General features: G+C 68.6%; 18 protein-coding genes, 2 tRNA genes and 1 pseudogene. 14 read left to right on the top strand and 7 right to left on the bottom strand.

The annotated features are described in order from the left end of the window. Positions 1–87: 87 nt before the first annotated feature. The 3 genes and pseudogenes from CLT74_RS16275 to CLT74_RS31395 all read left to right on the top strand — a co-directional run. Positions 88–1,743 carry a copper resistance CopC/CopD family protein gene (locus CLT74_RS16275; protein ID WP_486582341.1) on the top strand — a complete coding sequence of 552 codons (1,656 nt, stop codon included), beginning with the start codon at positions 88–90 and terminating at the stop codon, positions 1,741–1,743. A 13-nt stretch (positions 1,744–1,756) separates the two neighbouring features. Beyond that, positions 1,757–2,524 carry a YcnI family protein gene (locus CLT74_RS16270; RefSeq protein ID WP_099847298.1) on the top strand — a complete coding sequence of 256 codons (768 nt, stop codon included), beginning with the start codon at positions 1,757–1,759 and terminating at the stop codon, positions 2,522–2,524. 669 nt (positions 2,525–3,193) lie between these two features. Then, positions 3,194–3,592, top strand: a pseudogene (locus CLT74_RS31395) (hypothetical protein); the annotation flags it as partial. Positions 3,593–3,853: 261 nt separating this feature from the next. Here CLT74_RS31395 and CLT74_RS16260 read toward each other — a convergent pair. Further along, the gene (locus CLT74_RS16260; protein ID WP_099847296.1) at positions 3,854–5,149 is read right to left on the bottom strand and encodes a glycosyltransferase family 87 protein; all 1,296 of its coding nucleotides are present in this window, start codon (positions 5,147–5,149) and stop codon (positions 3,854–3,856) included. Positions 5,150–5,222: 73 nt separating this feature from the next. Here CLT74_RS16260 and orn point away from each other — a divergent pair, with 73 nt between their 5' ends. Next, the gene (gene orn, locus CLT74_RS16255) at positions 5,223–5,813 is read left to right on the top strand and encodes an oligoribonuclease (RefSeq protein WP_099847295.1); all 591 of its coding nucleotides are present in this window, start codon (positions 5,223–5,225) and stop codon (positions 5,811–5,813) included. Between the two features lie 116 nt (positions 5,814–5,929). Next, positions 5,930–6,005: transfer RNA gene (locus CLT74_RS16250), tRNA-His, on the top strand. Positions 6,006–6,054: 49 nt separating this feature from the next. Here CLT74_RS16250 and CLT74_RS16245 read toward each other — a convergent pair. Together CLT74_RS16245 and CLT74_RS16240 are read right to left on the bottom strand one after the other, a co-directional pair. Then, entirely contained in the window at positions 6,055–7,323 is a 1,269-nt protein-coding gene (locus CLT74_RS16245; protein WP_099847294.1) for an Ig-like domain-containing protein, read from the bottom strand. 126 nt (positions 7,324–7,449) lie between these two features. After that, positions 7,450–8,712, bottom strand: coding sequence for an Ig-like domain-containing protein (locus CLT74_RS16240; RefSeq protein ID WP_099847293.1), 1,263 nt, complete (start codon positions 8,710–8,712; stop codon positions 7,450–7,452). Positions 8,713–8,900: 188 nt separating this feature from the next. On the opposite strand from CLT74_RS16240, the gene CLT74_RS16235 reads away from it, so the two are divergent. Beyond that, a tRNA-Lys gene (locus tag CLT74_RS16235) sits at positions 8,901–8,976 on the top strand. 87 nt (positions 8,977–9,063) lie between these two features. Here the strand turns inward: CLT74_RS16235 and CLT74_RS16230 are convergent. After that, positions 9,064–9,771, bottom strand: coding sequence for a 5-formyltetrahydrofolate cyclo-ligase (locus CLT74_RS16230; RefSeq protein WP_099847292.1), 708 nt, complete (start codon positions 9,769–9,771; stop codon positions 9,064–9,066). A 10-nt stretch (positions 9,772–9,781) separates the two neighbouring features. After that, a complete protein-coding gene (locus CLT74_RS16225; protein WP_099852141.1) occupies positions 9,782–10,975 on the bottom strand; it encodes a helix-turn-helix domain-containing protein in 1,194 nt (397 codons plus the stop codon). Between the two features lie 382 nt (positions 10,976–11,357). On the opposite strand from CLT74_RS16225, the gene amcA reads away from it, so the two are divergent. Together amcA and CLT74_RS16220 are read left to right on the top strand one after the other, a co-directional pair. Continuing rightward, on the top strand, positions 11,358–11,522 hold the full coding sequence (amcA, locus tag CLT74_RS31390; protein WP_486582340.1) for a multiple cyclophane-containing RiPP AmcA: 165 nt from the start codon (positions 11,358–11,360) through the stop codon (positions 11,520–11,522). Continuing rightward, positions 11,519–11,851 (top strand): hypothetical protein, encoded by a 333-nt coding sequence (locus tag CLT74_RS16220; protein ID WP_486582339.1) that lies wholly within the window; start codon positions 11,519–11,521, stop codon positions 11,849–11,851. Before amcA ends, CLT74_RS16220 begins: the two co-directional genes overlap by 4 nt. A 119-nt stretch (positions 11,852–11,970) precedes the next feature. Here the strand turns inward: CLT74_RS16220 and CLT74_RS16215 are convergent, their stop codons facing one another. Further along, positions 11,971–13,215 carry a PQQ-dependent sugar dehydrogenase gene (locus CLT74_RS16215; protein WP_486582337.1) on the bottom strand — a complete coding sequence of 415 codons (1,245 nt, stop codon included), beginning with the start codon at positions 13,213–13,215 and terminating at the stop codon, positions 11,971–11,973. A 152-nt stretch (positions 13,216–13,367) separates the two neighbouring features. Between CLT74_RS16215 and CLT74_RS16210 the strand changes: the two genes are divergently transcribed. The 5 genes from CLT74_RS16210 (at position 13,368) to CLT74_RS16190 (ending at position 21,504) form a co-directional block, all read left to right on the top strand. Further along, positions 13,368–14,006 carry a DUF4760 domain-containing protein gene (locus CLT74_RS16210; protein WP_143697173.1) on the top strand — a complete coding sequence of 213 codons (639 nt, stop codon included), beginning with the start codon at positions 13,368–13,370 and terminating at the stop codon, positions 14,004–14,006. A gap of 613 nt (positions 14,007–14,619) precedes the next feature. Continuing rightward, positions 14,620–15,951 carry an endo-1,4-beta-xylanase gene (locus CLT74_RS16205; protein ID WP_486582737.1) on the top strand — a complete coding sequence of 444 codons (1,332 nt, stop codon included), beginning with the start codon at positions 14,620–14,622 and terminating at the stop codon, positions 15,949–15,951. 44 nt (positions 15,952–15,995) lie between these two features. Next, the gene (locus CLT74_RS16200) at positions 15,996–17,438 is read left to right on the top strand and encodes a ricin-type beta-trefoil lectin domain protein (protein WP_099847288.1); all 1,443 of its coding nucleotides are present in this window, start codon (positions 15,996–15,998) and stop codon (positions 17,436–17,438) included. Between the two features lie 444 nt (positions 17,439–17,882). Continuing rightward, complete coding sequence (locus CLT74_RS16195) at positions 17,883–20,579, top strand: RICIN domain-containing protein (protein WP_099847287.1); 2,697 nt, start codon at positions 17,883–17,885, stop codon at positions 20,577–20,579. Positions 20,580–20,694: 115 nt separating this feature from the next. Further along, a complete protein-coding gene (locus CLT74_RS16190; RefSeq protein WP_099847286.1) occupies positions 20,695–21,504 on the top strand; it encodes a metallophosphoesterase family protein in 810 nt (269 codons plus the stop codon). Positions 21,505–21,519: 15 nt separating this feature from the next. Here CLT74_RS16190 and CLT74_RS16185 read toward each other — a convergent pair whose 3' ends face one another. Beyond that, positions 21,520–22,113: a TetR/AcrR family transcriptional regulator gene (locus CLT74_RS16185; RefSeq protein WP_099847285.1), complete on the bottom strand. Its 594-nt coding sequence runs from the start codon at positions 22,111–22,113 to the stop codon at positions 21,520–21,522. A gap of 54 nt (positions 22,114–22,167) precedes the next feature. Here CLT74_RS16185 and CLT74_RS16180 point away from each other — a divergent pair, with 54 nt between their 5' ends. Next, a complete protein-coding gene (locus CLT74_RS16180) occupies positions 22,168–23,175 on the top strand; it encodes an alpha/beta fold hydrolase (RefSeq protein ID WP_486582335.1) in 1,008 nt (335 codons plus the stop codon). The last annotated feature ends 50 nt before the right edge of the window (positions 23,176–23,225 follow it).

The raw sequence follows: 23,225 nt of genomic DNA, 5'->3' as shown, positions 1-23,225 counted from the left end.
GCGCGCCCGCGCCCGATCATGGGAAATCGGGATCAATCGATGGGTGTGGCTCGCCGGGAACGGGTGTCGTCGGCGACGATGGGCGTCATGACTGCCGCCCATCGTCGCCGGTTCGCCCGGCTGGCCGCGACCGCCGGCCTGTTGGTCACCGTCGTGGCTCTGCTGCTCGTCCCGGCCAGCCCGGCCAGTGCCCACGCCGTGCTGTCCAGCAGCAGCCCGGCCGCCTCGGCCGTGGTGCCCGCCCCGCCGGCCGAGGTGGTGCTCACCTTCAGCGAGACGGTACGCAAGGTGCCGGACCGGATCCGGGTGATCGCGCCGGACGGGTCCCGCGCGGATCAGGGCGAGCCCACCTTCGCCGGCAGCGTGGTCAACATCCCGGTCGACACCGGTCGCGGCAACGGCACCTACCTGGTCACCTACCGGGTCATCTCGGCGGACAGCCACCCGGTCTCCGGCGCGTTCACCTACTCGGTCGGGGCGCCCTCCGAGCCGCCGGTGGACAGCGGCGACGACGGCCGGGCCAACCCGGTGGTCGGCAACGCGGTGAAGGTCGCCAAGTTCGTCGGCTACGCCGGGCTGCTGCTGGTCATCGGGTCGTCGTTGGTGCTCGCCCTGCTCTGGCCGCGCCGGCTGTCCCGACGCGGCCCGGCCCGGCTCGCCTGGACCGGCCTCGGCCTGGTGGCGTTGGCCACGGTGGCGACGGTGCTGCTCCAGGTGCCCTACACGAACGGCGGCGGACTGTTCGACATCACCGGCGAAGGGCTGAGCCTGGTCCTCGGCAGCGCCTTCGGCGCCGCTCACCTGGTTCGTCTCGGGCTGCTGGCCGCCGCGGCGTTGCTGCTCCGTCCGCTGCTGGCCGGGTCGGTCGGCCGGGCCGACCTGGTGATCCTGGGTGTCCTCGCCGTCGGAGCCCTTGTCACCTGGCCGCTGTCCGGGCATCCGGCCGCCTCGCCCGCCCCGGCGGTGTCGGTGCTCGTCGACACGGTGCACCTGGGCGGCATGGCCGTCTGGCTGGGCGGGCTGGTGATGCTCGCCGTGTTCCTGCTGCCCCGGGCCGACGAGCGCGAACTGGGGGCGATCCTGCCGATCTGGTCACGGTGGGCCGCCCTGGCGGTCTCCGCGCTGCTGCTCGCCGGCACTGTCCAGGCCCTGATCGAGGTGGCCACCCCGGCGGCGTTGGTGAACACCACGTACGGGCGGCTGGTGTTGGCCAAGATCGGGCTCTTCGTCCTGGTGATCGCGGTGGCCGCCTACTCCCGTCACCTGGTACGCACCCGGGTCGCGGCCAGCCGGCCGGCCCCGGTACGCCGGGCGATCTGGGCGGAGCTGGCCATCACCGCGATCGTGCTGGGGGTGTCGGCCACCCTGGTCCAGACGACACCCGCCAGGAGCGTGGCCACCGACGTGGCCGCCTCCGACAGCGGATACTTCAGCACCACGGCGACCAGCTCGCTCTACTCGATGCAGATCGAGGTGTCGCCGGCCCGACGCGGCAACAACTCGGTGCACCTGTACGCGTACACGCCCGACAACCAGCCGCAGCCGGTCGCCGAGTGGCAGGTGACAGTCGCCCTGCCCGCAGCCGGGATCGAGCCGATCCAGGTGCCGCTGCTGCCGCTCACCGACAACCACGCCACAGGTGAGATCAGCCTGCCGGCCGCAGGCGAGTGGGAACTGCGGGTCACCGCCCGTACCACCGAGATCGACCAGGCCACGGTGACCGCCACCGTGCCCATCCGATAGAGAGGTTCCATCGATGCTCCGTCACCGGCGTTTCGCCGCCACAGCCGCCGCCCTGACGCTCGGCGCCGTCGCCACGGCCGTGTTCGGCTTCGTGGCCCCGGCGTCGGCGCACGTCACGGTCAATCCGAGCGAGGCAACCCAGGGTGGCTACGGCCGGCTCGCGTTCCGGGTACCGAACGAGAGCGACACCGCGTCGACGACCAAGCTGGAGATCTTCCTGCCGGAGAACGCGCCGGTCGGCTCGGTGTCCACGATGCCGGTGCCCGGCTGGACGGTGGCGGTGGAGAAGCGGAGGGTCGACCCACCGGTGCTGGTGCACGGCAGCGAGGTCACCGAGGTGGTGTCCAAGGTGACCTGGACGGCCGAGGAGGGAGCCGCCATCACCCCCGGCACCTTCCAGGAGTTCCCGGTGTCCATGGGCCCGCTGCCGGAGGCGGACCAGATGGTCTTCAAGGCGTTGCAGACCTACTCCGACGGCGCCGTGGTGCGCTGGATCGACGAGCCGCAGCCCGGTGGTGAGGAGCCGGCCGCCCCGGCGCCGGTGCTCACCCTCGCCGCCGCGACCGCCGACGCGCCGACGGCGGCACCGGCCGACTCACCCGCCGCCGCGCCGTCCGTCGACGACGACGAGGAGGGCGGCGACGGGCTGGCGGTCGGCCTCGGCGTCGCCGGGCTGATCGCCGGACTCGGCGGGCTGGTGCTCGGCGGGCTGGCCTTCGCCCGCACCCGGCGCTCCAGCGCTGCGGCCCCGGGCGACGAGGCGGCGACTCCTACCTCCTGAGCGTCACCGCTGGGCAGGCCCGTCGGGTGATCCCCGGCGGGCCTGCCCGCTTTCTGTGGCCGTGCCGTGGATATCCGCTGATCGGCGGGTCGGCGTAGGTAAGGTCGGCCGGGTATCTGGCTACAGAGGGGAACAGGGCGCATGCGTTTCGTGTGGACGCTGACCGGAATGCTGCTGCTGACCGTCGGCATCGCCGCGCTGATCGGTGCGGCCGCGCTCGGCCTGCTGACCGGTCACGCCGGCCCGGACGGGGCGTTCACCGCCCGGTTCGAGACCGTGCAGACCCCGGGACACGCCGTGGTGGTGACCGACCTCGACGCGCTGGTGCGACAGGAGGTCCCGTTCGCCCGGGGCGGGCAGGCCAGACTGCGGCTCGACGTGCGTACTCCCGACGGGCCGGCCTTCGTCGGGCTGGCCCCGACCGACGAGGCGCAGCGGTGGCTGGCCGGTGCGCCGCACGCCGTGGTCCTGCGGATGTCGCTGGCCCGGGGTCCGCTGCCGGTCCGGCTGGAGCAGGCCACCCCGGCGGCCGGGACCTCGCTCACCGTCCCGGCCGCGCCCGCCGCGCAGACCTTCTGGGTGCGGGCCGGGTACGGCGTGCTCGAATGGCGCCCCGGCGACCTGGCCGGGCAGCGGCTGAGTCTGGTACTGATGCGCCCCGACGGTGCCGCCGGGGTGACCCTCGACCTGCGGGCGGAACTCCGGGCCGGCTGGATCGCCCCGGCCACCTGGGGTTCCCTCACCGGTGGGACGCTCCTGGTGATTCTCGCCGCGCTTGTGCTGCTGCGGCCGGTCCGCCCCCGCGAGGTGGTGTTCGTGGTCGAGCCGGACCAGGTGCCGGTGCTCGCCGGGCGACTCGGGGTCAGCTCACTCACCGGCCTGGGCGCTCCGGCGCCGCCCGGCCCCCGCCGGCTGCCCGAGCGTCAACTCGTCTCGGTCACCGCCACGGTGCCCGCCACCACGAGTCGACAGGCGATCGGCCCCGTCCCGCGCCCAGCCACCCTCGCCGAACTCCCCGACCCCGCCACCCCAAACCGCCCCCTCCGCCCCCCAGCCCCCCCGCCCTAACCCACCCCACCCCACCCCACCCGCCCCGCGCCCCCGCCCTGTTCGGCGATCTTGCACTTATGGTCGCGACAAAAGGCACAAAAGTGTTGTATCGGCGACCACAATTGCAAGATCGTCGAGGGTGGGTGGGTCGAGGGTGGGGAGGGAGCGGGTGGGATGTGCGGGAAGGGGTGGGCGGCCCTCCGTGCTGCCGACGCGGAGGGCCGCCCTTCACCGGGGGATATCGGTGGCCGTGGGGGGTTTGGTAACCCGAGGTGTAGATTACCGATGAATGGGGGTCTCGGGAAGAGTGTCCGACTTTGCGGGCTGCCGCTTCGGCACCTGAGCCTCGCCACGGATCGGTAGGACGACGAGCAGCACCAGGCAGAGCCACACGTACCCGTTGCGGAGTACGAACTCCCACGGGCTGCCGGTGGGCGACGGGGTGATGCCCCAGTCGTAGAACGACACCACCCCGTACACGATGATCGCGGTGACCGCGACGGCGAGGATCACCAGCCGGCGGCGTCGGCGGGCCCCCGCCACGGTGCGCGGATCGGTGCCGAGCGCCGCATCGGCGAGGATCACCACCGCCGGGATGAACCAGTAGATGTGGTGCGTCCAGGTGATCGGGCTGATCAACGCCGCCACCAGGCCGGTGAGCGTCAGGCCGGTGAGCGCGTCCCCGGCCTGCGACGCCCGCACCGCCCGCCACAGCCCGTAACCGATGACCACCGCGACAAGCGCCAGCCAGACCAGCCGGCTCGGCTCCTCCGGGGCGGTGAGCCGGCTCAGCAACCCGAACAGCGACTGGTTGCCTGTGTAGTCGGTCCGGCCGACCCGGTCGGTGGCCCACAACTCGTGCGTCCAGAACCGCCACGAGTCGCCGGGCGCGACCGCCGCGGCGAGCAGGGTCGCCCCGGCCGCCGTCGCTCCGGCCACCACCGCCGCCCGCCACCGCCGGGTGGCCAGCAGGTAGATCACAAAGATGGCCGGGAACAGCTTGAGCGCCGCCGCCACGCCGATGCCCACACCGGCCCAGCGGCTGTCGCGGGGTACGGCGAACAGCAGGTCGGCCAGGATCAGTACCACCAGCAGCATGTTGATCTGCCCGAAGGTGATCGTCTCCCGGGTGCTCTCCACCGCGAGCACGAGCAGCACGCCCACCACGAGGGTGAACAGGTGGGGCAGGCGGTGTCGACGGATCACCGGGTCCAGCAGCCACTTCGTGGTGACCACCACGCCGAACAGGGTCAGCCCGGTGAAGATCGCCACGGTGGCGCCCAGCTTCAACCAGGAGAACGGCAGCAGCAGCAGCGCGGCGAACGGGGGATAGGTGAAGTACAGCTCGCCCTGCACCCGGTCCGGTTGCACGTAGTCGTACAGCGGGTTGCCGGCTGCCCACCAGTCCATGGCCGCCATGTAGATCTTCAGGTCGAAGAAGTTGTGAATGGTCCCGGGCAGGTAGAGGGCCGGAAGCACCGCCGCCAACGCCAACGCTCCCACGACCCGGCGAGCCGTACGGCTACCCGGGTCGTCCAGGTCGACGCTGGGTGGTGTGGCGGGTTCGGCGGGCACGGGGAAGACCCTAGCGGTCGGTGACGGTGACGGCGCGCAGCCACGAGAGTTGCGCTGCGCGTAGGCTGTCCCGGTGGCTGATCTTCTCGTCTGGATCGACTGTGAGATGACCGGGCTGGACCTCGGTGGCGACAAGCTGATCGAAGTCGCCGCACTGGTCACCGATCCCGACCTCAACGTGCTCGGTGACGGTGTCGACGTGGTGATCCACGCCGACGACGCGGCACTCGACGCGATGCCCGAGATCGTCCGGACGATGCACGGCAAGTCTGGGCTGACCGACGAGGTACGCCGCTCCACAGTCACCCTGGCCGAGGCGGAGGAGCGGGTGCTCGACTACGTCACCCGTCACGTCAAGGACCCGCGTACCGCCCCGCTCTGCGGCAACTCGATCGCCACCGACCGTGGCTTCATCGCCCGGGACATGCCCCGCCTCGACGCCCACCTGCACTACCGCATGATCGACGTGTCCTCGATCAAGGAACTGTGCCGGCGCTGGTACCCCCGCGTGTACTTCGGCCAGCCGCAGAAGGGCCTGGCCCACCGGGCCCTGGCGGACATCCGGGAAAGCATCCGGGAGCTGGAGTACTACCGGCGCACCATCTTCGTGCCCCTGCCCGGCCCGGACGTGGAGAGCGCCAAGGCGATAGCCGCCGAGCTCTGACCGCCGCGGTGCCTGCCCGTCCCGGCCCGGCGGCAACCCGCTGGACGTGGTCGGTCGTGGTGGGGGTATGATTTCACCGCACCCGCCCCGGGCGTTCGACCGGGCGCGGCGGCATGGTGGCTGTAGCTCAGTTGGCAGAGCACCGGGTTGTGGTCCCGGTTGTCGTGGGTTCAATTCCCATCAGTCACCCCAAAGGTCAGGCCCCCTCCGCGGAGGGGGCCTGACGCGTTCCTCTGGGTGTTCAGGCGATCGGGGTTTCGCTCGGCGCGACGTCCGGGTCGGTCACCTCGGGCTCCGCCGGCTCGTACGGCACGGCGCTGCCCTTGACGTACTCCTCCCAGCTCATGTTCCAGTCGGTCCAGCCGTTGCCGAGCTGGAGCTTGCGCTCGGTGCCCTTGACGACGATCGGGTCACCGACCTTCGTGTTGTTGAACAGCCAGGCACCGTTGGCCATCGAGACGTTCACGCAGCCGTGTGAGACGTTCGTCGTGCCCTGCTGCCCCTCCGACCAGGGTGCCGCGTGGATGAACTCGCCACCCCAGGTGAGCCGCTGCGCGTAGTCGATCTTCGTGCGGTATCCGTCGTCGGGGCCCAGCTCGTCAAACGTGTCGAAGACCGTCTTGCGCAGCTTCTCCATCACCACCATGGTGCCGCTGGAGGACGGGGTGCTCTTCTTGCCCAGGCTCACCGGGATCGTCTTGATCGTCTCGCCGTCCCGGGTGACCGTCATCCGCTTGGTCCGGTTGTCCACGGTCATGACCAGCTTCGGGCCGACCTTGATGTCCACGGTCAGGTCGGCGCGGCCGTACCAGCCGTCGCCCAGCGGCAGCCCGCCGGCCTGGACCCGGTACGACACCTTGCTGCCGGCCTGCCAGAACTCCTTCGGCCGGTACCGGACCTCGGTCGGGCTGACCCAGTGCCAGATGCCCTCCTGGGCCGGCTCCGAGGTCACAGTCATCCGGCGTTGCAGGTCAGCGCGGTACTTCTCCGGAATGTCCCGGCCGAACTTCACGATCAGCGGCATGGCCACCCCGACCGTCTGGTCGTCACCGAGAAAACTGCTGATCCGTACCTGCTTCTCCGGCTTCTCCATCACGGTGAAGGCGCTTGTCGCGGTCGCCGGCAGGCCGTCGTCCCCGGTCGCGGTGACGGTGGCGGTGTACGAGGCACCGTAGGTCAACGCCTTCGACGGCAGCCAACTGCGGCCGTCGGCGGTGAGGTCGCCCTCGACCGCCTCACCGTCGGCGTCCGTCAGCTTGACCGTGACGTCCTCGGCCTGCTCGGCGGCGAAGGCGATCGCCGCCGACGCCGGCACGTCCTTGGCGTCCGCCGCCGGCTCGCTGATGCTCACCGACGCCTTCGCGGCCGGCTGATCGGCGCCGTCCTGCCAGCCCGGCCCCTTGTCGCCGCCCTTCCCGCCGGTGCAGGCGGAGGTCAGTGCCAACGTCACGGCGAGCAAGCCCGCGGCGAGCACCCCCCGCCGCCGGTTGCGCTGGTCCCGAACTCGCATGGTGTCCTCACAGTCGTGGTCCGCTGCCCGTCCACATCACTGACGCACCAGTTCACCTACCCGTTGCGACAAGTGAACCGAAACACGTGGAAGCGGGATGTCCGGATAGTGACATATTTCGTCCGGTCACACGGCCGGACCGGCGCCACCATCCGGAACTGGCAGCGCACTGCCCTTGACGAACTCCGACCAGCTCAGGTTCCACGCGGTCCAACCATTACCCGACGCCAGCTTCCGTTCGGTGCCGGTGATGGTGATCGGATCGCCGATCTTCGTACGCTTGAAGAGCCAGCGGGCGTTCGCCATCGAGACGTTCACGCAGCCGTGAGAGACATTCTGCCGCCCCTGAACGTGCTCCGACCAGGGGGCCGCGTGGATGTACTCGCCACCCCAGGTGAGGCGCTGGGCGAACTGGATGTCGGTGACGTACCGGTTCTCCGGATCCGGGTCGTCCATCGTGTCGAAGACAGTGGCTTCCTTCTTCTCCATCACCACGAGGGTGCCGCTGGACGAGGGGGTCTTCTTCTTGCCCAGGCTGACCGGCAACGTCTTGATCAGCTGACCGTCCTCGTACACCCGCATCTGCTTGTCCGAGTTGGTCACCTTCATCTCGAAGGCCGAGCCGATCTTCGCGGTGGCGTTACGGTCGACGTTGCCGAACCGGCCGTTGCTCAGCGGAATGCCGGCCAGGGCGATGCGTACGGTCAGCTTGGTGCCGGCCTTCCAGTACTCCGGCGCGCGGTAGTACGCCTGCGTGCCGTTGCTCACCCAGTGCCAGGCACCCGGCTGCGGCGGGTCGGTCTGCACGAACATCCGCTTCTGCACCTTGGCCCGGTCCTTCTTCGGGATGCCCGGGTGGAACTCCGCCACCACCGGCATCGCCACCCCGTACGTCCGGTCGTCGAACAGGTACAACCCGGAGGTGATCATCGAGCCCGGCTTGGCCATCGTGGTGAACGTGCTGGTGCCCTCGCTGACCGCGCCGTCCGGCCCCTTCGCGGAGACCGTTGCGGTGTAGCGGGTGGACCACTTCAGCGGGGCCGACGGAACCCACGAGGACCCGTCCGTACGCAGCTTGCCCTTGACTGTCTTGCCGTCCTCGGTCTTGAGCGTGACCTGCGACACCTCGCCGCCGTCCGGCAGCTTCGCGCCGATCTCCACGCTCACCGGCCGGTCCTTCGCCCCGTCGGCCGGGCTCACCGCCAGCGGCGGGCCACTCGGCACCTCCGGTGCCCCCGGCGTCCCCGGCGTCTCCGTGCCGGTCGCCCCGGGTGTCTGACCAGGTACGAACTCAGCAGCCGCGCGTTCCTCGCCGCAGCCCGACAATGCCAGCGACGCCACCAGCCCCAAGGCGCTCAACAACGCCCCGGCCCGCGCGAACCTGCCCATCCCCACCCCTGTCCTAGCGCACCCTGGCGGACATCGTGCCGTATCGCTGCCGCCCGGCATCACCCCGGTCCCACACTTTGCGAGTGGTTTTTGTCAAATGTCCGGAAAGCTCGACCGAAGGGGGGACCCGGGGATCGGATTGGAACCCGGTTCAGGGTGCGTGCTAGTGTTTCCCCCGTTGTCAGCGAGCGCCGCTAGCTCAACTGGCAGAGCAGCGGACTCTTAATCCGCGGGTTCGGGGTTCGAGTCCCTGGCGGCGCACCAACGAGCAAGGCCCTGACCTGGTAGAACTCTGCCAGTCGGGGCCTTTTTCGCGTACGCGGGTACGGCAGCCCATCCGTCGGAGCTTGATCAACGCAGGGCTGGGATGTTGTCGAGCTGATCGGGGCGAAGGTTCTCCCTGATGATGCCGGGCGGTCGGGCCCGGTCAGGCGCGCACACGACGACCTCCTCAGGAGTGATCGCGTAGTCGACGCTGAAGTCGTGATCGGCGTGGGGAAGTTCCTCGTCAAGGAGTTGGCTCTGGTGAACGGTGGTGGCTATGGCGGTGTGCCTGGTGACCAACCCGGCCTCGGTCAGGAGCGCGATCTCGAGGTCGGAGTAGCCGGCGCCCTTGCCGACCCGTACGCCGTTGCGTCGGCTGATCGCGACGCTGCCGCACACGATCATGTCCACCGGCCGCATGTCGTCGGTGCCGACTGTGGGGGCGATCTCCGGTGCGCCTGTGCTCGTGGCGGCAGTCTCGAACGGGACTGTCAGCACCGCCGGGTCGAGCAGATAGAAGGGCTTCGGTGTGGCGAGTCGCGGGACCGCCATGTAGAGCAGCTTGCCCTCTTGGAGAGCGCGCACCCGGACAGGCAACTGGGCTCGGTCGGGGTTGCACTTGATGACCCGTGCCTGCTTCCAGATTTCCAGGTCCGTGAGCCGGGCTGCGGCGTCGTCCTTGCCGACGAAGTCTGGAATGTGGCCTCGAACCCCTGGCGGTGCCGCGCCTTCGCGTTCGAGGAAATCCCAGACGCGTCGGCGAACGGCCTGCTTGGCCTGGTCGGTGCTTGTCACGCTGTTGCTCCTATGGAGTCATGAGAGTGAGGAGTCGGTCGTTGACCTCCTGGACCGCGGGTCGATCGCTCCAGGGACGCAGTTCGCGGGCTGCAGCGAAGGCGAGGTTCAGTCCACCTCCCGCGCGGGTCCGCTCAATGACGTTTATGGCTTGATGTAGGTAGGAGATGGCGGTATCGAGGTCGCGATGACGGATGTTGGCGAGGGTGAGGTTGCCGAGGACGACGGCCGTCGACTTGCGGCGTGCGGCGACAAGTTGGTGCGCCTTCTCCAACGCCGTGATCGCGTCCGCCGACCTGTTCAACGACAACCAGCACGAGCCTGCGAGTCGGGCGTGGTGGCTGGGACAGTAGAGGACGGAGGCAGGGTCCTGCGGGCCCACCGAGGCGAAGGAGTCTTCAGCCGCTCCGAGCGCCTCAGCGCAGTCCCGAACCTCGCCGAGCATCGCGTGTGCCTCGGCGCGGTGTAGTTGGGCGAGGCCCGCAAGCACAGGGCTGATGCGAAGGCTCACCTCAGTGGCATGCGCGGTCAACGCGATGGCAGCGGTTGGCCGCCTGACGCCATAGAGCGCCAGGTAGCTCTTGCGGAGTAGCGCGTTGGCTTCGGCGACAGGATCGCGGGCTTCCTTCGCGGCGTTCATCGCCTGGTCGAAGTATGCGGCGCTGGCGGCGTGATCGTGTCGCTGCGTGGCGTCCCATACCAGTTGGCCCATCAGCGTGGCCGATTCGGCGATCGCGGCAGCCAGCTCGCGCTGAACTGAGCCGGCGTCGGCGTACTGACGGAGGAAGACCACTTGGCCATGCAACTGTGCCGCTTCAGCGAGCAGAAGGGTCGAGGGTGTCTGGTCGTAGCGTTCGTCAAGAAGCCGCACGCGCTCCCGTAGGTACGCCACCGCGATCAGGTCGACGCGACCGGGCTGTCGCAGCGCATGGTCGAGACGTTTGTCGGGCGTGGCGGGCGGCTGACGGGTGTCGGCCAACAAATCGGCCAGCTCCTCCATGGACACTTTGAGAGCCGTGGCCAGGTGCGGGCGGTGCCAGGGTTGAGGATCCGTCTCTGCCCGTTCCCACCGAACGACTGTGGAACGGTCCACGGCGACGATCTCGGCGAGGCGCTCCTGGCTGAGACCGATGGTCTTACGTCGCTGCGCCAGTCGATACCGGCGTGAGCCCGACGTGCGCCGCTCATTTCCGCCACCGTGCATCACAGAGCCATTCATTCAGCTCACGGCATACACCGCAATAGGGATGCATCGGTTTTGCGTCATTGCCGCACTGGGATCGGCCAGCGAACAGCGGTTGGGTGGAAGGCAGGTAACCAAAGTCTGACCTGCTGAGCCGGGGGTGCGAGGTGAGTTGTCCGAAGCGGAGTGATTCTCAGGGCTCGGCCAAATGGGCCGACCACGAGTATCAGCTGCGGCCACCGCATCCTTGCGCTCGCAGACGTAGGACTCCTCGCCTGCGTACCGCCATCGGGGCTGCGTGGGTGGGTGATCGGCGGCTTACCCCAAGCCGCCGTGCGGCGGCGGTGGGCTCGCCATTCCCCCGGCGAGCCCACCGTCGGCCTTTTCGAAAGGGTGCGCCGGCATGACCTTGTACCTCTCGCATAACACGATTGTCGGCCAGTCTCGGCAGCCCGGGCTCCAGCGAACGTCTTCGCAGTGGCTGACGCGGCCGACGGATTCGCCGTTGCTGACCTGCGTGTGGCGTCGGCTGTTCGGGCAGCAGGCGAGAGAGAACGATCGGTGGTGACCAGGCAGCCGCGCCGCTTGTCGGTGCGCCGGACCGTTGCCGTTGAGGGCGAGCATCTGCCGAAGCGTCCGCTGTGGCTGTGCCGCCGGTGTGGGCATCCGTGGCCGTGCGGGTCGGCAAAGCTGGCTCTGGTGGCCGAGTACCGGGACATGCCGGTCAGCCTGTTCCTCTACCTGGCCAGTTGCCTGCACGATGCCATCGATGACCTGCACCGGCTCAACCCCAGCGTGACCGGCAACCCGGCTGATATGTTCGATCGGTTTCTCGGCTGGCCCGGCCGTCGCGCCCGAGGCTATCAAGCCTCTATTGCGCCGCCGAGCATCGAATAAGCCTCGCTGTGAACGGCATCAGCCTGGTCAATCCCACCCTTCGAGCCGGCGATCGCGGGATGGTCACGTCGGTGGCGGGGCCGGCGGCGCAGACGAGCCGCCGGCCCTTGCCTCGGGTATCAGCGGTTCGTCGGCGCGCTGCTCGGGGCTGGCGGGACGTGCTCGAACCGTACCCGGCTCAGCCAGCCGGGCAGGTCGCTGAGCACGTACAGCTCGCCGTGCACGTCGGCGTCGATGGCTGTCGGCTGGATGGGGAAGTTGCCGATGATGGCGTTCTCGTAGCCACCCCTGGGGTTGGGGCGTACGGCGAAGGCGGTGGTCGAGCAGTAGTCGCTCGCGACGTAGGTGCCCCATGCCTCGGGGGTGGCGGAGCCTCGGTACACCACGCCGCCGGTCACCGAGCAGCTCTCGGTCATGTAGTGCTCGTACTCGAAGACCGGGTCGGTGTATTTCACGCCCGGCCGGCACTGCTCCGGGTCGAACACCGGGGTGCCTTCCCGGCAGGACCAGCCGAGGTTCGCCCCACCCTGCCAGGGGCGGATGTGGTTGATCTCCTCGACCAGGCCCTGGCCGACGTCACCGATCCAGAGTGAGTTGTCGACCTTGTCGACGGAGAACCGCCACGGGTTGCGCAGCCCGTAGAGCCAGATCTCCGGACGCGCGTCGCGCTTGCGGACGAAGGGGTTGTCGGCGGGTATGCAGTAGGGCTTGGCCCCGCAGCTGCGGTTGACGTCGATCCGCACGATCTTGCCGAGCAGGGTGCCGAGGTCCTGACCGGCCTTGTACGGGTCGTTGGCGTGGCCGCCGTCGCCGAGGGACCAGTAGAGGTAGCCGTCGCGGCCGAACGCCACCTGTCCGCCGTTGTGGTTGTTGTACTCGGCGTGCTCCTGGGTGAGCAGCACCTGTAGCCGATCGGGAGCGTTGATCGGCAGTCGCGCCAGGGTCAGTGCGCCGGCCGGGAGGCTCGTGTAGGCCACGTAGAGCATGCCGGTGCGCGCGAAGTTCGGCGCGGGGGTGATGCCGAGCAGGCCACGTTCGTTGCCCGAGGTGTCGACCCGGGCGGTCAGGTCGAGCACCGGGTCGGCCGCCAGGCCGGTGTCGGGGTGGTAGGAGCGGACGGTGCCGTTCTTCTCCGCGATGAGCATCCGGCCGTCCGGCAGCCCGGTGAGCGCGATCGGACGCTGTAGACCGAAGGCCACCTGTTCGTACGCCACGGTCAGCTCGGTGAGTGGCACTCTGCTGGGGCGGGGCGCGCCGGCCGTGGTGGTGCCGGCCGCCGACGACTGTGGCACCAGGAGTACGGACAGGACCAGAACGAGCAACCCGGCCAGGGTGGGGGCCGGGCGCCAACGCCGTCGCGACATGTTCTCAGCTCCTCGAGCAGGTAGGGTGGGGTACGCGGTCTGGGAGCGCTTCCACCTTACATCAACTCGCATCTATGTCTAATCTGGCGGCCCAGGGTCGGCGACAGAGGACCCTCGGCGGCGCGTGGTGTGGCGTTCGTACGATGACCGCCATGGACGTGGCGATCGTGACGAATGCGCTCGTGGCCGCGGTCTCGGTGATCACCGTCGGTGTCTCGGTGTTCTTCGCGCTGCGGCAACTGCGGCTGTCGCAGAGTGCGAACCACACTCTGGTCGCGATCGAGTTGCTCACCCGGGACCGGATGAGTGACGCCTTTCTGGACAGCCAGCAGTTCGTGCTCACCGAGCTGAGGGCGAGCTGTGCGCCGGAGCTGCGGGTGAGCGAGCTGCCGCCCGACGCCCGTAAGCACGTGAACCGGATCGCGTTGTACTACAACGGGCTGGGGCAGATGCTCGCCTTCAACGTGGTCGACCCGGCGTTGCTGCTCGGCACCGGTGGGTTCCGCGCCCGGGAGGCGTGGGCGGTGTTGGAGCCGTACATCCTCGCCGAGCGCGCGGCGCGCGGCGAGTCGTACCTGGCGAACTTCGAGCATCTCGTCGTGCTGGCCACCGAGACACCGTGGCCGGTCGCGGTACGCAAGCTGGGCCTGCGCCGGTTCGGCAGCTACCCGGCCGCCCTGGGCCTGGCGGGCGGGACAGGTGGGACCGACCCGGTGTCGTCGGTGCCGGCCGCTGATCGGGACGGCGAACGCGGCGGCGGCTCGGCGGGCACGGCGTCGCGGCCGAGTTGAGGTCGCGGGGTCGCAGCAGAGCCTGTTGCCGACACGGAGCCCGGGTCTGGCGGGACGGCGACCCACGGGTTCGGCCGGGCCGTCGGCGACAGCGTGGAGGCCGGCGGCCAGCGTCCGGGTGACGTCCCACGCGATGACTCTCCGAGGGGGCTGCGGGTGCCTCCGTGGCACCGTCCTGAGTGGTTGACGACCCCGTGATGTTCGCGTGCACATTGCGTGCGGAGGTCGGGGACGCCGTAGGTGGGTGAGCCGCCGCGGATCTCCCTGGCCGTGAGTCGTCCAGATCGACATCGCTCTGGGCGATCCGGGTAGGTGCGGCGTTGACCTTGGCAAACGTGGATTCTTTCAGGTCATCGGGCTGAACTTCTTGAGCGCTCCGTAACTTTGTGGCAATCTCACTTTCATCGATGCGTAGCGTTCTCTGGTGCCCTGTGGTCCGCCCGACGAGCGCCTGAACCGACCAGTGGTGTTAGCGCTAACTCGTCGACGTGACGCGACTCTGGAGGTGTTGGGACAGATGAAGAAGCTCGTACATCCGAGCGGTTCTCCGCGACGACGGTGGTCCACCGGAGCGTCGCTGCGTGGGCTGGCGGTCGGGTTGCTGGTGGCCAGCATGACGCTTGTGGTGCCCAGCGGCGCCGCCAACGCGGGCACCACGTTGGGCACCGCCGCGGCGGAGAAGGGCCGCTACTTCGGTGCCGCCGTCGGGACCTACAAGTTCAACGACAACACGTACATGACGGTGCTGAACCGCGAGTTCAACAGCCTCGTCGCCGAGAACGAGATGAAGTGGGACGCGACCGAGCCGCAGCGGGGCGTGTTCAACTACAGCGCCGGCGACCGCATCGTCAACCACGCCCGCTCGCGGGGGATGAAGGTGCGGGGGCACACCCTGCTGTGGCACGCCCAGCAGCCCGGCTGGGCACAGGGCCTCTCCGGCGGCGACCTGCGCAACGCCGCCATCAACCATGTCACCCAGGTGGCCAGCCACTTCCGGGGGCAGATCTACTCGTGGGACGTGGTGAACGAGGCGTTCGCCGACGGTGGCAGTGGCGCGCGGCGGGACTCGAACCTGCAGCGCACCGGCAACGACTGGATCGAGGCCGCGTTCCGGGCCGCCCGCGCGGCCGACCCCGGCGCCAAACTCTGCTACAACGACTACAACACCGACGGCATCAACGCGAAGTCGACAGGCATCTACAACATGGTGCGCGACTTCAAACAGCGCGGCGTACCCATCGACTGCGTCGGCTTCCAGTCCCACCTGGGCACCACGATCGCCGGTGACTACCAGGCCAACCTGCAACGCTTCGCCGACCTCGGCGTGGACGTGGAGATCACCGAGCTGGACGTCACCCAGGGTGGCAACCAGGCGAACATCTACGCCACCGTCACCCGGGCCTGCCTGGCGATCTCGCGCTGCACCGGCATCACGGTGTGGGGCGTACGGGACTGTGACTCCTGGCGCGGCGGCGACAACGCCCTGCTGTTCGACTGCGCGGGTAACAAGAAGCCCGCGTACACGGCGGTCCTCGACACCCTCAACGGCGGCAGCACCCCGACCCCGACCGGCAACAGGTTCCGTAACGAGGCATCCGGCCGGTGCCTGGACGTCAACGGGGCGAGTTCGGCAAACGGCGCACAGATGATCATCTGGGACTGCCACAGCAACGCCAACCAGCAGTTCACCCAGAACGGGCGAGCGTTGCAGGTGATGGGCAAGTGCCTGGACGTGCCGAACAACGCCGCCGCCGGAACCCGGGTGCAGATCTACGACTGCCACGGTGGGGCTAACCAGCAGTGGGTGATCAACAGCAACGCCACGATCAGCAACGCCCAGACCGGGTTGTGCCTGGACGTCAACGGCGCCGCCACCGCCAACGGCTCCGCGGTCATCGTGTGGGGCTGCCACGGCGGCGCCAACCAACGCTGGTCCCGAGCCTGAGCTGACGAACGCGACAGTCGGCACCGCACAGAAGGAGAACGAGAATGGCCCGTTCCCACTCACGTCGCCACCTGAGGCGGTTGCTCACAGGTGCCCTGGCCGTTTTCCTTGCGGTGCCGACCGTCGTGCTCGGTGGTGTCTCGCCCGCTGCTGCGGACACCACCCAGTTCCGGGGGGTCAACTGGGCCCGGCTGGGTGACAACTTCCACGGTGGGCCACTGGTGCTGCACGGCCTGAGCAGCTCCGACAGCTACGCCACAGTGGTGGCCAAGGCCAACGCGATCTACACCGGCTTCCAGAACAACCTGGGCGCCAACACGGTCCGGCTGCCGATCAACACCTACACCGTGGGTACGAGCTGGTGGAACGCGTACACCGGCACGATCGACGCGGCCACGGCGAAGGGCCTCAAGGTGGTCCTCTCCTACTGGGACGACGGCGTGGCCGCCAGCGGTGGCCGGATCGTCAACACCGCAGCCTTCAACACCATGTGGAACACGGTGGTCGCCAGGTACGGGGGCAACGACCTGGTGTACTTCGAGCCGATGAACGAGCCGGGCGGACACAGCGCCGCGGACTGGGCGAACGTGGTGAACAACTGGCTCACCGCCCGCCCGTCGATTCCCCGCCACCGGGTCTTCGTCAGCGGTGCCGGCCTGAACACCGACATCAAGTCGATGTGTGCCGACCGCCGGCTCGACGGGACGATCGTCTCGCTGCACCACTACACCTTCTTCAGCGGCGCGAAGACCTACGACCAGTGGGTGACGTTCCTGCGGGACGCGATCGGCTCCTGCGCCGCCCGTACCGTGATGGACGAGTTCGGCGCGCCGATGGACACCGGGCTCAACTACCTCGACGCCACGAGCACCGACAACTTCGTGCGCTACTTCCGCGCCACCGCCGACGTGCTGCGGGAACTGCGGATCGGCTCGGTCTACTGGCCGGGCCTGGGTGGCAAGGTCACCGCCGGTCAGGGCGACGACTGGTACGCCATGCAGAAACTGCACGGCACCGGCACCAACCTGACCCTCAGCACCCCGAACGCGAGCGGGCTCAACCGCCTCCGGTATGCCTGGGGACTGAACGACGGCGGCGTTCCGGACGAGGTCAGCCAGCTCCGCAACGTCGGCACCGGGCAGTGCCTGGACATCCCCGGCGCCACCACCGCCAACATCCAGGTCCAGGTGTACGCCTGCAACAACACCGCAGCCCAGCGGTGGACCGTGACGGCTGGTGGGCAGATCACCGCCCTCGCCGGACAGCGGTGCCTCGACGCGTACAACCGGGGGACCACGAACGGCACGGTCGTCGGCACGTACGCGTGCAACGGCGGCGACAACCAGCGCTGGACCGTTGGCGGCGACGGCACGATCCGCAGTGCGCAGTCCGGCCTCTGCCTGGACGTGAACACCAGCACGTCGAAGGTCCAACTCTGGGCCTGCTGGGGCGGCGACAACCAGAAGTGGCAGGTGCAGAAAGTCTGACTCGGCGCGTACGGCACCGCATTCATCAAGGCTGTTTCCGGTAGGCGAAAACCGTCCTGCCGATCAGCGTCTCCGGCCCGTTCTCCATACTGCGGCCGAAGTGTGTGTCACCGTGTCGTACTGCCGATTGAGCTGCGCATTCACCGCTGCGCGGAACCGTTTTCCCTGGTTGCATCGGGCATGCTCGACGCCTACGCTACAGGCAGACTTTCCTCATTGTGGAAGAAAGTCTGCAACCTGGCAGCGGAAGTTCCCTGTCGATCAGCATAAGTGTCGTTAATCCGGTGCCCGTCGCTCAATCGACGGGCGGCTTCGTGCTGTCCGTGGCCACCATTTGACGGCGCATCAGGTCAATGGCTTCCGGATGGCGACCCGACTGCCGCACGGGCAGGCGTAACGCCTCAGCGAGGGCGCGTTTCGTCGACGGGAGTGGAGGGAGCAGAGATGAAATCCTTTGTCCATGCCGGTAGAGGTTCCCTGGTGGCGTTGGCGGTGCTTGTCTCCGCCACGGTGCCGGCCGTGATCGCGGGCCAGACTCCGGCGCAGGCCGCCATCCAGGAGACGCTCTATGTCGCGCCCGGTGGAAACGACGCGAACCCGGGCACACTCGCATCACCGTTTCGCACCCTGCAGCGGGCCCGGGACGTGGTCCGCACGAAGACCGCGACGATGACCGGCGACATCCAGGTCCAGTTGCGCGGTGGAAGCTATCCGGTGACCAGCACCATCGAGTTCGGAGCGAGCGACTCCGGCACCAACGGCCACCGGGTGATCTACGCCGCGTACCCCGGCGAGACCCCGGTTCTCGAGGCCGGTGTTCAGGTGACCGGCTGGACCCAGCACAGCGGCAACATCTGGAAGGCACCGCTGGACCGGGCCAACAAACTGCGAGCGCTCTACGTCAACGGCCAGCGGGCCTACATGGCGGCCAAGACGATCACCTCGGCGGGCTGCCACGGCACGTACAACATCACCGCGGGACAGGCCGACTGGGCGTGGGAATCGGGCTCGCAGTGTGAGGGCGCGAGATACAACCCGGCCGACTTCCCGGCCATTCCACGGAACCAGGACGACATCGAGATCGAGACGGCCACCACCTGGACCACGGCCATCGTGGGAGTGCGGCAGGTGACCACGAGTGGTGACGGTCAGAGCCGCATCGCCCTGTTCCAGCAACCGGGGGCCGCCATCGCCCAGGGTGCGTTCAACGGCAACGCCCAGATCAACGGCAGCCACAAGGTCATGAACGCCTACGAGTTCCTGGACACGCCTGGCGAGTTCTACTTCGACAAGTCCAGCCGGACGGTCTACTACTACAAGGCCGGCGCCGACAACATGTCCACCGCGACGGTCTTCGCACCCAACAACGTGGCGACGGTGCTGCGGATCGCCGGCACCTCGACAAGCAACCACGCCCGCAACATCACGTTCTCCGGCCTCACCGTGCGGCACTCCGACTGGAACCTGTTCAACGTCGGCGGCTCGGTCTACAAGCAGGCCCAGCAGGGCAATCTCGGTGCGCAGGCGTACGCCCGGGGTAATTTCCACGTCTACTACTACCGCAATGTCGACGTCACGCCCGGAATCATCCACATGCAGAACGCCAGTGGAATCCGGTTGGAGCGGAACCGGATCGCGCACACCGGCGCCGACGGAATCAACATGATCAACGATGTGACGAACACGCAGTTGGTCGGCAACTACACAAACGACATCGCCGGCTCGGCGATAAGCGTGGGTCACCCGCAGCACGTCTACGTCGGCGATCACACGTCGAGCAACCGGGAGAAGTACCCACCGCAGGTGGAGGGACTTCCGAAGAACATCGAGATCAGGAACAACTACATCCACGACAGTGCGGTGCTGTTCAACGGGCACGGCGCGGTCGCGGCGTACTTCGCCGACACCCTCACGGTGCAGAACAACCGCATCGAGAAGGCCCCGTGGGCGGGCATCACGATGGGTTGGGGATGGTGGAACTTCGACGGATCCTCAGGATCGATCGCGCCCAACCGGCCGACCACCACCGCGAAGAACAACACAATCAGTCACAACCACATCATCGACACGGTGCAGCGGCTCAGCGACACGGCGCCCATCTACACGCTTGGCAGCCAGCCGGGCACCACGATCCACAACAACTATCTGCACGGTGTACCGGCCGGCCACAAGTACGGACTCCACCCGGACGAGGGCTCGGCGTTCATCACCTTCCGGGACAACGTCCTGAGCGTGGACAAGAACATCACCTGGATGATCAACTCCGACGACTTCGGCCGTAAGCACGACCTGAGCATCACGTCTACGTACGGCCCGATCAACAAGGTCTCAAACAAGAACCTGCCCAACAGCACCATCCACGACATCCTCGTCTCCTCCGACTACGTCTGGCCGGCTGCGGCCTACGGGATCGCTGTCAACTCCGGGCTCCAGGACTCGTTCCGGGACATCACCCAGCCGCGCAACCTGCCCATGCAGGACTACGTCCTACCGGCCAGCACGTTCGTCGGCAGCGGCACGTCCTCGATCCCGATCCGCAGCGGCGGCGACCCGACCAGGTCGCTCTGGTTGGCCCCCTCCGGCACCACCACGTTCGCCGCCGGCCCCACGATGACCAGGGCGGACGCCAACGCCACGTCCATCGCGGTGCCGACGTCGTCGGGTGACTACCGGCTCTACGTCGTTGACGCGCAGGGCAACCGATCCGCCGAGTCGAAGTCTCTGGTCAGGCGGCAGGGCACCGGCAGCACGGGTGACGCACAGATCGTGGGCGGCCAGTCGGGTCGCTGCGTCGAGTCACCGAACGCCGCCACCAGCAACGGCACCCAGATGCAGCTCTGGGACTGCTCCGGCGGCACCCACCAGCGGTGGACCTACACCGCCAGCAAGCAGTTCACCGTGTACGGCAACAAGTGCCTGGACGCGAACGGTGCGGGCACCACGAACGGCACCACTGTCATCATCTGGGACTGCCACGGCGGGCTCAACCAGCAGTGGAACGTCAACGCCAACGGCACCATCACGAACGTCCAGTCCGGACTCTGCCTGGATGCCAACGGCGCCGCCACCGCCAACGGCACAAAGATCATTCTTTGGTCCTGCAACGGCGGTGCGAACCAGCAGTGGAGCCGACGCGCCTGATGGACAGCCCTGGGGCCAGGCACGTGCCTGCCTGGTCCCGGGGCCAATCACTACCGGCCGTCGCCTGGGCTCCTCGGGCCAGCGAGGACACCGACGAAGCTCCTAGGATCGGCACGTGGCCCGATCCCTCGACCGCATCGCCCTCATCTCCGACGTCCACGGCAACCTGACCGCGCTGGAGGCCGTGCTCGCCGACATCGACGGACGTGGCATCGAACGGATCTACAACCTCGGTGACTACGTCGGCAAGGGGCCGCGTGGCCGCGAGGTGATCGAGGTCTGCCGGGCACGCTGCGAGGTCAACATCCTCGGCAACTGGGACGACTTCCTCCCCGACCCGGACCGGACCTACGACAGCGAGGCGATCGCCTGGTGGCTGGCGCAGCTCGCCGACGGCCAGGGGGAGTGGCTGCGCGGCCTGCCGTTCAGTCACGACTTTCTGCTCAGCGGGCGGCGGGTCCGACTCTTCCACGCGTCGGCGACGAGTGTGCACCGTCGGGTGCGGTTCGACCACGACGAGGCCGAGTTCCTCGGCATGTTCGCCAACACCCCGGCGACCGGCGACGGGCCGGCGCCCTCGGTGGTGGGCTACGGCGACACCCACGATCCGTTCTACGAGGTGGACCGCGAACGCCGCACCCTGTTCAACACCGGCAGCGTCGGCAACGCCATGGACGATCCGACCCCGGTCTACGTGATCCTCGAAGGTGTCCTGGGCTCCGAGGTCGACGCGCCGTTCTCGATCCAGTTCGTCCGCGTGCCGTACGACGTCGAGGCCGAGCTGGCCGTGGCGGCCCGGCTGGGCATGCCCGAGCTGGAGGGGTACGTCTCCGAGCTGCGGCACGGCATCTACCGGGGCGAGATGCACGCCCCGGGCGGACCGAGATACCACAGGCAGCCGAGACCGCGACAGCCGGCGGCGTGACCGGAGCGTACGCCGTCATGGCGAGAGCGTCGGGTCGAGCATCTCGATGAGGTGCTCGGCCGCCGCAGCCGTGTCGTAGTCGGGATCGTGGAGCTGCTCGGCGACGATCGCGTCGATGCCGCCACCGATGATGATCGCCGTGGTGCGGGCGTCGGTGTCGCCGCTGCCGCCGCGCGCGACCCGGGCCGCGCTGATGAGGTCGGCCAGTGGACCCCAGCGGGCGGCCGGATCGCTGTCGCGGTCGTCGTGCACCATCGCCTCGATGATCATGCGGGTGTGCCGCGGATGCTCCCGTAGGTGCCCCACCATCGACCTGACGTACGCGGCGGGCCGGCTCGCCGCGTCGGCGGCCTCGACCGCACCGGCGACGTCTGCGACGAGGGCGGCGAGGGCGTGCCCGTGTGCTGCGCGTACCACGGCGTCCTTGGTCGGGAAGTGGTAGAGCACGGCGGCCTTCGTGATCCCGGCGCGCTCGGCGATGGCGGCGAGTGAGGCACCGCCGTAGCCCCGGTCGGCGACCAGCTCGATGGTTACCTCGATCAGTTGGGCGCGGCGGGCACGCTCGATCAGGGTCAGTTCGCCCGTCGCGCCCTCTCGTCTCCTTGTCACCCGCCAGATTCTACCGTACGGTCGAAAAATCTACCGATCGGTTAGGAGCGTGTCATGCGGACCAGGCTGATGAAGGCTCTCAACCGGCTGCGGCCCAGGTCACGATGGCTGCGCCTGGTCCTGGCCGGCCTCGCACTGGCCGCGCTGGTGGTCACCTTCGCCATCCGCCAGCCCGCTCCGATCGGTCACTGGGACAGCGCCGACGGCCAGGACCGGTTCCTCCGGGCCTACACGGAGGCCTTCGCCGCCCTGCCCGACCCGGCGGAGACCATCGACGTACGCACCGACTTCGGCATCGTCCGCGTCTACCGATTCGCCGGCACGGCGGACGGCGGCGGTACGAGCACCCCGTTGCTACTGCTGCCTGGGCGCGCCTCGGCCACCCCGGTCTGGGCCGACAACCTGCCGCTGCTGCTGCCGATGGGCGACGTCTACACCGTCGACCTGCTCGGCGAGCCGGGCATGAGCGTGCAGAACCGCCCGATCGGCAGCGACGAGGAGCAGGCCGAGTGGCTGCACCAGACCCTCCAGGCGCTTCCGCCGGACGAGTTCCACCTGGTCGGCCTGTCGATAGGTGGCTGGACCGCGGTCAACCTAGCCCTGCACCGGCCGGACCACATCGCGTCGATGACCGTCATCGACCCGGTGTACGTCTTCGCCGACATGCCGCTCGGCACCATCGTGCGCTCCATCCCCGCCGCGCTGCCCTGGCTGCCGAAGGCGTGGCGGGACAGCTTCAACTCCTACACCGCCGGCGGCGCCCCGGTCGAGGATGAGCCGGTCGCCGACATGATCGAGGCCGGTATGCAGCACTACCGGCTCCGGCTGCCGCAGCCCACGCGGATCAGCGAGGAACGACTCCGTCGAATCGACCTGCCGGTCCTGGCGATCATCGCCGGGGAATCGGTGATGCACGACGCGCGGTCGGCAGCCGAGACCGCGCGACGCAACCTCCCCCGTGGCACCGTACGGCTCTACCCGGGCGCCTCCCACGCCGTCAACGGCGAGCAGCCCGAACAGATTGCCGCCGACATCGCCGGTTTCATCGAGGAGAAAGCCTGACCACCGCGCCACGGCCGGTCCACCACCGCGAACCGTTTGCCCCGGGGCGT

This window comes from Verrucosispora sp. CNZ293 (assembly GCF_002754655.1).
This window is presented reverse-complemented; position numbering and strand designations above follow the sequence as displayed.